Annotated in this window: 12 protein-coding genes; 7 read left to right on the top strand and 5 right to left on the bottom strand. The window is 41.8% G+C overall.

From position 1 onward, the window contains the following. Positions 1 to 32 precede the first annotated feature (32 nt). The 3 genes from ACH3Z1_RS12850 (at position 33) to secDF (ending at position 4173) form a co-directional block, all read left to right on the top strand. Positions 33 to 359: a hypothetical protein gene (locus tag ACH3Z1_RS12850; protein WP_490822377.1), complete on the top strand. Its 327-nt coding sequence runs from the start codon at positions 33 to 35 to the stop codon at positions 357 to 359. A gap of 52 nt (positions 360 to 411) precedes the next feature. Further along, positions 412 to 876: an FKBP-type peptidyl-prolyl cis-trans isomerase gene (locus ACH3Z1_RS12845; RefSeq protein WP_490822376.1), complete on the top strand. Its 465-nt coding sequence runs from the start codon at positions 412 to 414 to the stop codon at positions 874 to 876. Positions 877 to 1083: 207 nt separating this feature from the next. Then, entirely contained in the window at positions 1084 to 4173 is a 3090-nt protein-coding gene (gene secDF / locus ACH3Z1_RS12840) for a protein translocase subunit SecDF (RefSeq protein WP_490822375.1), read from the top strand. Between the two features lie 72 nt (positions 4174 to 4245). Here the strand turns inward: secDF and ACH3Z1_RS12835 are convergent, their stop codons facing one another. Further along, positions 4246 to 4590, bottom strand: coding sequence for a HesB/IscA family protein (locus ACH3Z1_RS12835; protein WP_490822374.1), 345 nt, complete (start codon positions 4588 to 4590; stop codon positions 4246 to 4248). Between the two features lie 149 nt (positions 4591 to 4739). Between ACH3Z1_RS12835 and ACH3Z1_RS12830 the strand changes: the two genes are divergently transcribed. The 3 genes from ACH3Z1_RS12830 to ACH3Z1_RS12820 all read left to right on the top strand — a co-directional run bounded on the left by ACH3Z1_RS12830 (position 4740) and on the right by ACH3Z1_RS12820 (position 7452). After that, positions 4740 to 5243, top strand: coding sequence for a DUF7935 family protein (locus ACH3Z1_RS12830; RefSeq protein WP_490822373.1), 504 nt, complete (start codon positions 4740 to 4742; stop codon positions 5241 to 5243). A gap of 91 nt (positions 5244 to 5334) precedes the next feature. Next, positions 5335 to 6888 carry an acyl-CoA mutase large subunit family protein gene (locus tag ACH3Z1_RS12825; protein ID WP_490822372.1) on the top strand — a complete coding sequence of 518 codons (1554 nt, stop codon included), beginning with the start codon at positions 5335 to 5337 and terminating at the stop codon, positions 6886 to 6888. 6 nt (positions 6889 to 6894) lie between these two features. Beyond that, positions 6895 to 7452 (top strand): GNAT family N-acetyltransferase, encoded by a 558-nt coding sequence (locus tag ACH3Z1_RS12820; RefSeq protein WP_490822371.1) that lies wholly within the window; start codon positions 6895 to 6897, stop codon positions 7450 to 7452. Positions 7453 to 7587: 135 nt separating this feature from the next. Here the strand turns inward: ACH3Z1_RS12820 and ACH3Z1_RS12815 are convergent, their stop codons facing one another. Then, the gene (locus tag ACH3Z1_RS12815) at positions 7588 to 8004 is read right to left on the bottom strand and encodes a YqaE/Pmp3 family membrane protein (protein ID WP_490822370.1); all 417 of its coding nucleotides are present in this window, start codon (positions 8002 to 8004) and stop codon (positions 7588 to 7590) included. A 119-nt stretch (positions 8005 to 8123) separates the two neighbouring features. Between ACH3Z1_RS12815 and ACH3Z1_RS12810 the strand changes: the two genes are divergently transcribed. After that, on the top strand, positions 8124 to 9416 hold the full coding sequence (locus tag ACH3Z1_RS12810) for an amidohydrolase (RefSeq protein ID WP_490822369.1): 1293 nt from the start codon (positions 8124 to 8126) through the stop codon (positions 9414 to 9416). Positions 9417 to 9570: 154 nt separating this feature from the next. Here the strand turns inward: ACH3Z1_RS12810 and ACH3Z1_RS12805 are convergent, their stop codons facing one another. The 3 genes from ACH3Z1_RS12805 to hutI all read right to left on the bottom strand — a co-directional run bounded on the left by ACH3Z1_RS12805 (position 9571) and on the right by hutI (position 12756). Further along, entirely contained in the window at positions 9571 to 10230 is a 660-nt protein-coding gene (locus ACH3Z1_RS12805) for a YggS family pyridoxal phosphate-dependent enzyme (protein WP_490822368.1), read from the bottom strand. A gap of 115 nt (positions 10231 to 10345) precedes the next feature. Then, the gene (locus ACH3Z1_RS12800; protein ID WP_490822367.1) at positions 10346 to 11407 is read right to left on the bottom strand and encodes a formimidoylglutamase; all 1062 of its coding nucleotides are present in this window, start codon (positions 11405 to 11407) and stop codon (positions 10346 to 10348) included. Between the two features lie 119 nt (positions 11408 to 11526). Continuing rightward, the gene (gene hutI, locus ACH3Z1_RS12795) at positions 11527 to 12756 is read right to left on the bottom strand and encodes an imidazolonepropionase (RefSeq protein WP_490822366.1); all 1230 of its coding nucleotides are present in this window, start codon (positions 12754 to 12756) and stop codon (positions 11527 to 11529) included. Positions 12757 to 12798: the final 42 nt, after the last annotated feature.

The following is a 12798-nucleotide window of genomic DNA, read 5'->3' as shown; positions in this document are numbered from 1 at the left end:
CAATATTTACATAGCTCACTTACATTTGCCAAATGTTAACGGAGGACGAAGAAGCTTTTATCCGCTACTGGGAGAAAAACAGTTTACAGCAAAAACACAGTACACGCCCATTCATGATTGGTTTGTCTGCAGGTTTTGTATTAGGTGTAAGTCTGATTGCAGTTGTTTTTTCTGGTTGGTATGAAAGAGCCAATATGGTGGCCAATTCGAGGATGAGTTCAGTGGTGTTTTTAATAGCTATACTGGGCATTTCGTTTTTTATGGCTTTTATATACCGCAAATTCCGGTGGGAATCTAAAGAACAGCAGTACCGTGAGTTGCTGGCCAGAAAAAAGTCACATGAAAAAAATAATTTATAAGCAGCCCCATGGGCTAAAAAATGGTCTATAACGCAAACAGATGAATTTATCCATGAAAAGAACCTTGCTTTTACTCAGTGTATTAATTTCCAGTCTTTTTCTTTCCTGTGGCAAACAGGAATCAGGTTGTCAGCCCAAAACGCCCGCTTCTGAGAAAGCTGATATGGTAGCTTATTGTACAACCAATGGTATTAGCTATACAGAACATTCGAGTGGTATTCTCTATCAGGTGATTAACCAGGGTTCTGGTAATGCGCCAAATGTAAATAACATCGTATCTACTGTATATACCGGTAAATTACTAAACGGAACCACTTTCGATGCTACTGCCAATCCGATCAGCTTCCCCTTGAGTGGTGTTATTGAGGGTTGGAAAATTGGTATCCCTCTTATTCAAAAAGGCGGCCGTATTTTATTGGTCATCCCTTCTGCACTGGCCTACAGTTGTTCAGGATCGGGTTCTATTCCACCCAATAGCCCCCTGTTTTTTGATGTAACATTGACAGATGTTAAATAGACCCGATAAGCCATGCTTATCCGGCTTTTTTATAACATCTGTGCATAAGACAAGGAAAACCGCCTGTGACAGTGTATTCAAATGCTTGTCAGATAAGCAGTTATCTCTTTTTTTGAACCCCAAAAGCCAAACTTGGCAGAACTGGTAAATTTCATTACCATTCCCCTATCTTTGCCGCTCTAAAATTTTTTGTAAACCCTTACTAATATGCAACTGAAAGGTTTAGTGCGATTTTTTGCGATTGCCCTGATTTTAATCTGCCTCTACCAGTTATCCTTTACCTGGTTTGTGCGCAGTCATGAAAAAGCCATGGATTCCAAGGCCCAGGCCTGGATTGCCCGTTTCCCTTCTCCGGAACAAAAATACCCCGGTAACAAAGAACTACAGGCTATTTACGCTGACAGTCTTTCAGAAGTAAAAAAAGACCGTCTGCAGCGTTTACTGGATAGTACCAAAGACACCAAGCTGGCTTTTGGTTTGACCACTTACCGCAGTGCAAAAGAAAAAGAACTGATGCTGGGTCTCGACCTGCAGGGCGGTATGAGCGTAACCATGGAAGTGGGATTGGATGGTCTGATTAAATCGCTTTCTAATTATACAAAAGATCCCGTATTCAATAAAGCATTGGATGCTGCTGTTGCCCGCAAAGCAAATAGTGGCGCCGACCTCATCACGCTTTTCCGTGAAGAATACAAGAAACTGAATCCATCTGGTAACCTGGCGCCTTTCTTTGCTACCCGGAGTGCGGGCAAAGTAAAGTTTGACGCTTCAGATGATGCAGTAGGTAATTATTTGAAAGACCAGGCAACTGCGGCTTTTAATAATACTTTCCGTATTCTTCGTACGCGTATCGACCGTTTTGGCGTGGCTTCTCCTACCATCAATCCTGATCCTGCCAAGGGCATTATTAACATTGAACTGGCTGGTGTAAACGACAAAGAACGTGTTAGAGCTTACTTACAATCTACCGCCAACCTCCAGTTTTTTGAAGTATATACTTTTGAAAGCCGCGATTTACAGGAAGGACTTGTTGCTGCAGATAAAGCAGTACAGAATTACCTGAATGGTATTCAGCCCGCTGATACCAGTGCCGGTAAAGTAGATACCACTGCAACCGCAGCGGTAAAAGAATCAACCGATACCACCAAAACAGCAACACTGTCTGGTTTAAATAAAGGCACTGCAACAGCTGCAGCCAAGAACAATGTTCCTAAAGACAGCCTGAACCAAAACCCGATTGCTCGTTTAATTCAGTTTGCTCAGCCTTATGCTGACCAGGCATCAGGAAGAACCATCTTCCCTGCTGCATTGGGTTATATACAGTCGAAAGACACAGGTACATTGAACGATTACCTGAAACTGGATTTTGTAAAAGCAAAATTCCCTTCTAACCTGGTATTCATGTATGGTAAAACAGAATCTTCTGAAGCCAGCATGAGAGATATTCTTGCATTTTATGCCATTAAGACCTTAGACAATGGTCAGGCGGAACTGGAAGGTGATCATATCTCCAGCGCTTCTCAGGATTTTGATGAGCGTGGCCGTATTGCTATTAAAATGAATATGGATAAAGTAGGTAGCAATATCTGGGCTAAAATGACTACCCGTAACGTGGGCAAGCCTATTGCTATTGTGCTGGATAATTTTGTGTATTCTGCTCCGAATGTAAACGATCCAATTACAACAGGTAATTCTCAAATCAGTGGTAGCTATACCCTGAAAGAAGCGCAGGATCTGTCTGAAATACTCGAAAGTGGTAAACTGCCTGCTCCTGCTAAAATTGTACAGGAACAACAGGTAGGTCCTACCCTGGGTAGCGAATCTATCAAAGGCGGTGCTTTATCATTTGGTATTTCATTCCTTGTGATCTTTATACTCATGCTGGTATATTTCAATACCGGCGGATGGGTTGCCAATATTGCCCTGATCCTGAATTTATTGTTCACCATCGGTATCCTGAGTGCTTTAGGCTTTACCTTAACCGCACCTGGTATTGCCGGTCTGGTACTAACCATTGGTATGGCAGTAGATACCAACGTAATCATCTTTGAACGTATCAAGGAAGAGTTAACAAAGGGTAAAGGTTACCAGGCAGCAGTAAACGATGGTTACAAACGTTCACTGGCACCTGTACTAGATGGTCACATCACCACCCTGTTAACGGCTATTATCCTTGCCTACTTTGGTCTCGGTCCTGTGTTAGGTTTTGCTACCACACAGATCATTGGTATCCTGTTATCGTTGTTCTGCGGTATTCTGGTATCGCGTTTGATCACTGACTGGTACACCAATAAAAACCGTCACTTCGATTACTTTACCGATCTGTCTAAGAAAATATTCCAGAAAGCTGCATTCAGGTTTATTGAATACAGAAAAGTGGCTTATATCATTTCAGCCGTAATCTTTGTATTGGGCATTTCTACTTTCTTCAACGGATTTGATCAGGGTGTGGAATTCTCTGGTGGTCGCAGTTATACCATCAAGTTCGACAAGCCGGTTAATGTAGAAGAAGTGCGTGATCAACTGAAAGCAACTTTTGGTGAATCACCCATCATTAAAACCGTTAACAGCAACAGTCAGTTAAATATCACTACTTCTTATAAAATTGAAGAAACCGGTAATACGGTTGATGCTGAAGTAGAGCAGAAATTATTTGCTGGTTTGCAGAAACAATTACCTGCCGGACTTTCTTTCCGTGATTTTGAAACCAAATACAAACAGAGCTCACAAACTGTATTGCCTACGATCTCTGATGATCTGAAAGCAGGTGCTACAAAAGCTACCTTCCTGGCAGTATTGGTGATCTGTCTGTACATCTTTATCCGTTTCCGTGACTGGAGATATTCACTGGGTACCATTTTCTCGCTTATGCACGACGTATTCGTAACCCTGATCGTGTTTAGCTATGCCCGTAACTTTGTACCGTTCCCACTTGAAATTGACCAGCACTTTATTGCGGCCATACTTACGGTAATCGGTTTCTCAATGAACGATACTGTAATCGTATATGACCGTATACGTGAAGACAGCGGTATACTGAGAGGTCAGAGCAATGGCTTCATCATCAATAAAGCGATCAATGAAACATTGAGCCGTACCATTATGACATCTGTAACGGTATTCCTCACATTGTTGATCCTCTTCATCTTTGGTGGAGAAGTAACAAGAGGTTTCTCTTTCGCCATGTTGATTGGTGTAATCACCGGTTCATATTCATCCATCTTTGTAGCAGCACCTATTCTGGTAGATTTTGCAAAAAATAAACCACTGGGTAAAGCCGCCGAAGACAAGAAATAAATTGTCACTACAAGACATAAAAAAAACTCCTGATTTAGTCAGGAGTTTTTTTATGCAAAAAATAATAAAAAATTATACCGCAAAAGATGTTCCACAACCACAGGTTTTACTGGCATTAGGATTGGTGAAAGTAAAGCCTCTGCTGTTTAATCCACCCTGCCAGTCAACCTCCATTCCATAGAGGTATAACTGGTGACTTTTATTCATTATACAGGGTATGCCCTCAATGGTAAAATGTTCATCTTCCTCAGTAGGCACATCAAAACCCAGTATATAGGTCATACCACTGCATCCGCCACCTTTCACACCTACACGCAATAGCTGTGAGTGGTTAAATCCGTCTTCTGCCATCAGTCTTCGTATTTCATTGATGGCTCCTTCTGTTAAACTCACCGGGGTACTGGTTATTGTACTCATACATCTGCTTTTACGATACAAAAATACAAATGATTTGAATATCGCCTGTTTTACCGGGTTTCGATACCCGGAAAACCGCTATTCCTTCTTTTGATTCAACACTGTCTCAATTCACTGTATAGACCTTACTTTTGTCAAAATTCGATTCCATGCTTGATATTACGACGTTGTTGACAGTGGTTATTGGTTTGATGATTGCCGGTTTCGCAGGCTACCTGTTTTACCTGCAAAGAAAAAACCAGCGGGAAGAACAGCAGGATAAAAACGGATCTGTACAGCTCCGTTTGCAGGCCTATGAAAGACTGACTTTATTAACAGACCGGATTGCTCTATCAAATGTAATCAGCAGATTAGGCAACCCGGACATATCTGCCAGCGAAATGCAGTTTTTACTGAGTAAGCATATCAAAGATGAATTTGATTACAATATTTCCCAACAGATCTATGTTTCACCCGAGGTATGGAATGCGATCCGTAACCTGAAAGAATACAATCTGTCTATTATTCACCAGGTAGGTTCATCCGTTTCCAGTGTTGCTCCTGCTTCTGCACTCAATCGAGCCATTCTCGAATACCTCCTGCAAGATCCAAAATCGAATCTCCATGAAATCGTCAGCGAAGCACTTGGGTATGAAGCAAAAAAATTGTTGTAACGTAATGAGTGAGTAGTGAGTAGTCAGTACTGAGTAATAATATCCAACTCACTACTGACTACTCACTACTCACTCTCAAAATCTCCTTGCCATGAAAAAGATCACCACCGACAGCGGAATAGAAATAAAGCAGGTATACCAGCCATCCGATCATCCTGCAAAGAACATAGAACAACCGGGTGAGTTTCCCTATACAAGAGGTGTACAGCCCGATATGTATCGGGGTAAGTTATGGACGATGCGGCAGTACGCGGGCTTTTCTACAGCAGAAGAAAGCAATAAACGTTACCATTATTTATTGTCACAAGGTGTAATGGGTTTAAGTGTAGCATTTGATCTGCCCACCCAGATCGGGTACGATAGTGATCATGCACTTGCAGAAGGAGAAGTGGGTAAAGTTGGTGTGGCAATTGACAGCCTGGAAGACATGGAAACCCTGTTCAAAGGCATTCAACTGGAGCAGGTAAGTACTTCCATGACCATTAATGCAACCGGATTTATTCTCCTGGCATTTTATGTGGCGCTTGCCAAAAAACAGGGAGCCGACCTGAAGAAAATTACCGGCACCATACAGAATGATATTTTAAAAGAATATGCTGCCCGCGGTACGTATATCTATCCCCCCAAACCTTCCATGCGCATCATCACCGATATTTTTGAATGGTGCAGTAAAGAGCTACCAAAATGGAATACCATTTCTATTTCAGGTTATCATATCCGCGAAGCAGGCAGTACAGCCGTTCAGGAAATTGCATTTACCCTCAGCAACGGGAAAGCTTATGTAAAAGCGGCTTTGGAAAAAGGGTTAGACATCAATGTATTTGGCAAACGCCTTTCCTTTTTCTTCAACGCACACAATCACTTATTTGAAGAAGTAGCCAAGTTCCGGGCTGCCAGACGAATGTGGGCACAGATGATGAAAGAACTGGGAGCCACAGATGAAAAAGCTTTGATGTTACGCTTTCATACACAAACAGGTGGGGCTACATTAACGGCACAGCAACCATTGAATAATATTTGTCGTGTTACCATTCAAACACTGGCAGCCGTATTGGGCGGCACACAAAGTTTACATACCAATGGTTATGATGAAGCACTGAGTCTGCCAACAGAAGAAGCTGCCCGTATTGCATTGCGCACACAACAGATTGTGGCATTTGAAAGTGGTGCACCTGAAACAGTAGATCCTCTGGCCGGAAGTTATTTTGTAGAGAACCTGACCAATGAAGTAGAAGAAAAAGCCTGGCAGCTCGTTCATAAAATAGATGCCATGGGAGGCAGTGTCAGCGCCATTGAAGAAGGGTTTATGCAGGATGAAATAGCCCGAAGTGCCTATGAATACCAGCGCAATATTGAAAGTGGTGAAAAAATCATTGTAGGTGTAAATAAATTCCAGGTGGATGAAACCAATTCAACACCTGTATTTAAAATTGATGACAGCATCAGACAGATACAATCAGATAAACTGAAAGCACTCAGGAGCAAAAGAAACAAGGAACAGGTTGATGCTGCTCTTACTGCTATCGGTAAAGCAGCCACTACTGGAGAAAACCTGATGCCGTTGGTTATTGAAGCCGTTGAGCGATATGCTACACTGGGAGAAATTGCAGATACCCTGCGAAAAGAATTTGGAGAATTTCAATAAAAAGAGATGTATCGTATTGAACTTGTTACTACCACAGAACAAATACAGCAAATAGCAAAACTGTCTGCCGAGAATTTAAGGTCTGTAATAGATGAGCATACCAAAAACGAGCAGGGATTTCTTACATGGGAATACACTCCCCATTTATTAGAAGCTATGCATACGTTTGCACCAAGTGTTATTGCCACTTATGAAGACCATGTTGTGGGTTATGCCTTGGTAGCTACCCATGCCATGTCGGGCGTTCATCAGGAAATGAAACTAATGCTCGACAACCTCTCAACGCTCTCCTATCAGGGTCGCCCGATGAACGATTATCGTTATTATATGATGGGACAGATATGCATTGCCAAAGAGCATCGTGGCAAAGGTTTATTTGAAAAATTATACCAGCATCACCGTACTGTGTACAGCCATCAATTCGATATTCTCCTCACAGAAGTATCCACCTCCAATCACCGCTCCATGCGAGCCCATGAAAAAGTGGGTTTTAAAACCATACGCACTTATCATGATCATATGGATGAATGGAATGTTGTGGTTTGGGACTGGAGAACAATTTGAAAATTTGAAAATGTACTAATTCAAAAATAAAAACAGGGTCTTTTGCTTTGCAAAAAATGGTGCAGATATTTGAAGGCTCTCTACAATAGATCAACACTTTTCATTTTCAAATTAGCACATTTTCAAATTTTCAAATTAACCAAATACCACAATCAACGCATAAATTACGCCTGGCAGCCAGAAGAGTAGCGTAAGGAGGAGGCTTAGCCAGAACTTACCGTTTATTTCGCCCTGGTGAAGCGCTACGGCCAATGGAGGTAGTATTACACAAAGTATGCCTAATAATACCTGGTTGGTGCTTACATCTCCGCCCGCCTTTTTAGTGGCTTTGAATTCGCGAACCATTTTCTTCACTTCTTTCATCCTTGTTTTACGCTCTGTACGGGAAAGACTTTTAAATTCTCGGAGAGCATCTTCCACAATTACATCGTTTAAAACAGGGGCAGTAACAACTGTGGTGGTAGACTGACCAGTCGTAAGATCAGTAACCACACTGGCCTGAACAGAAAAGCCAAGTCCAGCAGCCAATAAAAGGGTCATGATTTTTTTCATATGCAATTTGGATTTAGTGTTGAATATAAGCCTTTTTCCAGAATTGCTGAAAGGTCATTATCTCTCCGTATATTGCTTTTACCAAAATATTCATTGACCATTTAATTGCCGGTAATTTCATGAGAACGATTCTACTTAGTACTGCTTTAGCTATCATCAGCTTTGCAAAAGCACAGGATATGCCTGCTGCCTATCCTCAACTGGTAAAAGATATTACACCCAAACTGGTTGAATGGCGCAGACATTTCCATCAAAACCCCGAACTATCGAACCGTGAATTTAAAACGGGTGCCTATATCGCAGATTATTTACGTTCTATTGGCTATGAAGTCAAAGCCAATGTGGCGAAAACAGGTGTGGTAGCCATACTCAAAGGTGGCAAACCCGGTCCGGTGGTAGCATTGCGTGCCGATATTGATGCCCTTCCTGTTACGGAACGTGTCAACATTCCATTTGCATCGAAAGTCACAACAGCCTTTAATGGGCAAAATGTAGGTGTTATGCATGCCTGTGGGCATGATTCACATACATCCATCCTGATGGGTACCGCTACTGTTTTGAAGAAAATGCAACAGGAAGTACCCGGCACCGTGGTATTTCTTTTTCAGCCTGCTGAAGAGGGCGCACCAGATAATGAAGAAGGTGGTGCTTCCTTAATGGTAAAAGAAGGTGTGTTGTCGAATCCAAAAGTAGAAGCCGTTTTTGGCATGCATATTAAATCGGAAGTACCAGCTGGTCAGTTACAATATAAGTCTGGTTCATTTATGGCTTCTTCGGATTGGTTCAGGATAAAAGTAAAAGGTAAGGGAGCCCACGGATCAAAACCATGGACTGGTGTGGATCCTATCGCTGCTGCTGCGAATATCATTGAGGGCTTACAACAGATTGTAAGCCGCCAGATGGAACTAACGAAAGCACCCGTTGTGATTAGTGTAGGTTCAATTCACGCCGGAGTAAGAAATAACATCATTCCGGAAGAATGTGAAATGTTGGGAACTATTCGCACGCTCGACAGTAAGATGCAGAAAGAAGTACATGAAAGAATAAGAAATACAGTAAAACATATTGCAGCCAGTTCAGGTGCAGAAGCAGATGTATTTATAGATACAAAAACACTGGTTACCTATAATGATCCCGCACTTGTAAAACTTACCTTACCATTCCTCGAAAAAGCAGCAGGTAAAGGCAATGTGGTAGAAAGAGATTGGGATACAGGAGCAGAAGATTTCTCTTACTATGGTGTTAATATTCCCAGCTTCTTCTTTTATCTGGGTGGTATGCCAAAAGGTATGGATCCCGCCAAAGCGTCGCTACACCATACGCCTGATTTCTATATTGATGAAAGCGGATTTGATTTAGGCGTAAAAGCTTTCTGCCAGTTGGTATTTGACTATGCGAAAGCGAAGAACTAACCTCTGCGAAACTCCGTCCTGTACTCCGTGTAACTCTGTGGTTTAATATTTGCGTTTTTTATAACCACAGAGTTACACGGAGTTTTACACAGAGTAGCACGGAGGTTTTATATATTGATAGATACTATGCAGTTTATATAAAGTTTTTAAGAGATTATTGATAAACCCTTGCCCCAAACAACAAACTTCCAATTCTTACCATCGTACTCCCCTCTTCAATGGCCATTTTGTAATCGCCACTCATACCCATACTGAGAATGGCTGATGTGGCATCGCTGATGTTGGATTTCAGCAGAAGTTGCCGAAGTGTTTTAAACTCCTCTCGTACTTTTTTTTCATCATCGCTGAAAGAAGCCATCCCCATTAAACCACAAACTTTTACATGGGGGAATGAATCCAGTTGCATCAACGCCTCCTTTAATTCATTTTCATCCATACCAAATTTGGTTTCTTCACTGGCAATATGAATCTGTATTAAACAATGGATGATGCGATTGTTTCTGGCAGCCTGTTTATCTATCTCTTTCAGTAGTTTCAGACTATCAACCCCATGTATCAGGTGTACAAAAGGCGCGATATATTTTACCTTATTAGATTGAAGATGTCCAATAAAATGCCAGCGAATGTCGGCCGGAAGTATCGCCTGTTTATCCACCAGTTCCTGTACATAATTCTCTCCGAAATCTCTTTGTCCCAAAGCATACAATGCTTCAATATCAGCCACAGGTTTGGTCTTACTCACTGCTACCAATGTTACCTTGCTGGCAGCAAGTTCACGATTGATCTGCTGATACATTTCCACATTAATCGACATACATGAAATTTGAGGCAAAAATACGAGGTGGGAAGGAATAGTGAGTAGTGAATAGTCAGTAGTCAGTATTATATTTCCCTTCACTCACTACTGACTCCTCACTCACTTATTCTCCTCATCTGCTTGTAAACATCGCTTTTACAAAATCAGAAACCAGATAACTGATCATTTTACCGGTTGTATGGCCACTGCGGCCATCTGATAACTGGATGGCGCCCTCACAAATGTGTAGATAAGCTACTTTACTGTCTGTAGCGGTAAAATTAATGAACTGTCTTGCATGAGCCAGCGAAATACCTGCCGGACTCGAGGCGCTGCTGATACTATTTTCAATAACATCGAGATCTACTTCAATACCACAATAAGTATCTTCTGTAAAACCGGTGGCATGTGCCACTGACTGCAGGAAGGTTCTTTTTTCATGCAGGAAAATGTCTTCAAAACTGATACAATCAATAAATGGATTGTTCACCATATCCATCCATACATTCTGTGGCAAATAGTTTTCGTGATAACAGAGTACACAATATTTCTCCAGGTAACCATCGGCTTCAGCATACGAAAAACCATTTCCGCTATGTCTGCCTTCCATGGGTCTGAAATCTGCGTGCGCATCCAGGTTAATGGCATTGATTTGTGCAAGGGGTATTTGTCCCGCCTTATACAATCCTTTTGCAGCGCCCTTAATACAGGGATAAGCATTGTTATGTCCACCCCCAATCACAATCGGAATCTTCTGGTTTTGGGTAATCATATGAATCAACTGCTCCACTTCATCATCAATCATATTTACTGCATGACGGTAAGCGGCAATCTTTTCATCGTAACTCTGGGCATTGTTTTCAATCAGTTGTTTGGCATCATTAAAATCAAAATGACCTATTACCAGGATACTGCTTCCCTCAAAAAAATCATTACTCTGTGTATTAAAGAATGCCTGTAAAAAAGCAATCCAGGCTGAATCGCAACCACCTACACCCTGATTGGCTAATACACCAATATCTTCCGGAATACCTACCAGCACAAAGGGTGCACTCGACTGGCGAATGGATGCTTCCAGATCACCAGTATGATGCAGCACCTGTACACGCTCTCCGATTTTGGTTTCAAAACGACGGATACGGGTAACAGACAGGACATCCTGCTTATTATAAATTTTCAGATGTGGCAGTTGCAAAGCGTTAGGTTTTGTTGCTTGAATATACGGAATTAGTGAGATAGTGAATCGTCAATGGTGAATGGTGAATAATATATTTTACATCGATTACTCACTATTGACCATTCACCATTGACGATTCACCATTCCCTACCATTAATCAACACCCTGTCAATCAAATTCGTGCCAAAAGCGTAAGGGATATAGGCAATCGATGGAATGGGCCTGGTGATGATCAGGTTAGCTCTTTTGCCGATGGTTATGCTGCCTGCTTCTTTTTCAAGACCCATGGCAAATGCGCCATTTAATGTGGCAGCATTGATGGCTTCTTCGGGTAGCATTTTCATTTGTATACAACTCATGGAAACCACGGTGTTCATATTGCCGCTTGGACTGGAACCAGGATTGAAATCTGAAGCCAGTGCAATGGCTGCACCTGCACTAATGAGCTCTCTTGCAGGTTGAAATGGCATACGCAGGAAATAAGCGGCGGTTGGTAATAAAGTTCCGATGGTATTGGAGGAGGCCAATGTTTGAATAGCCGCAGCATCCATGGTTTCCAGATGGTCAACCGATACAGCATTCAACTGAACACCTGCCTGTACCCCACCGGAAAGATGCAACTGATTTGCATGAATTTTGGGGCGTAGTCCGTATTGCTTCCCCGCTTCACAAATACGCATGGTTTCTTCAACACTAAAGAATCCTTCCTCACAAAACACATCAATATAATCAGCCAGTTGCTCATGATCAATAGCCGGTAACATTTCATTGATGATGATATCTATATACGATTCATGATCTTCTTTAAACAACGCAGGATAAGTATGGGCACCTAAAAAACTAGCTTTAACAGGTATGGGCAGACTTTGTTTCAGTCGTTTAATAACACGCAGCATTTTCAGTTCAGCCTCGAGCGACAAGCCATAGCCACTTTTAATTTCAATAGCACCTGTACCCAATGCCATCAGTTCATGTATCCTTTTTTTAGCCTGTTCAAATAATACATCCTCGGTAGTAAGCGCCAGTTTTTGGGCAGAATTTAAAATACCACCTCCTTTCGCTGCTATTTCGGCGTAAGTGAGTCCTTTCAGTTTATCAACAAATTCATCTTCCCTGCTCGCAGCAAATACTGTGTGGGTATGACTGTCGCACCAGCAAGGCAATACACTGGCTCCGTGGAGGTTTAATACTTCCGAAGCTTCTGGACAAATATCCATGGAACCATAGTCTGCAATACGACCATTGATGATTTGCAACCATGCATTGTGCAGTACCGGTAATTCTTTTAATGCCTCTCCTTTTAATAATTCAGGGTGCTTTCGAACATTAATGAGCTGATGAATGTTGGTGAGTAACAAATCGGTCATAACAGCAAATTAAGGAAAAACGTTAATCCAAGACATGGATTT

The sequence above is a fragment of the Sediminibacterium sp. FW305-C-49 genome (assembly GCF_058231085.1).
Note: the sequence above shows the minus strand (reverse complement) of the source record. Positions and strands in the feature narration are given on the sequence as shown.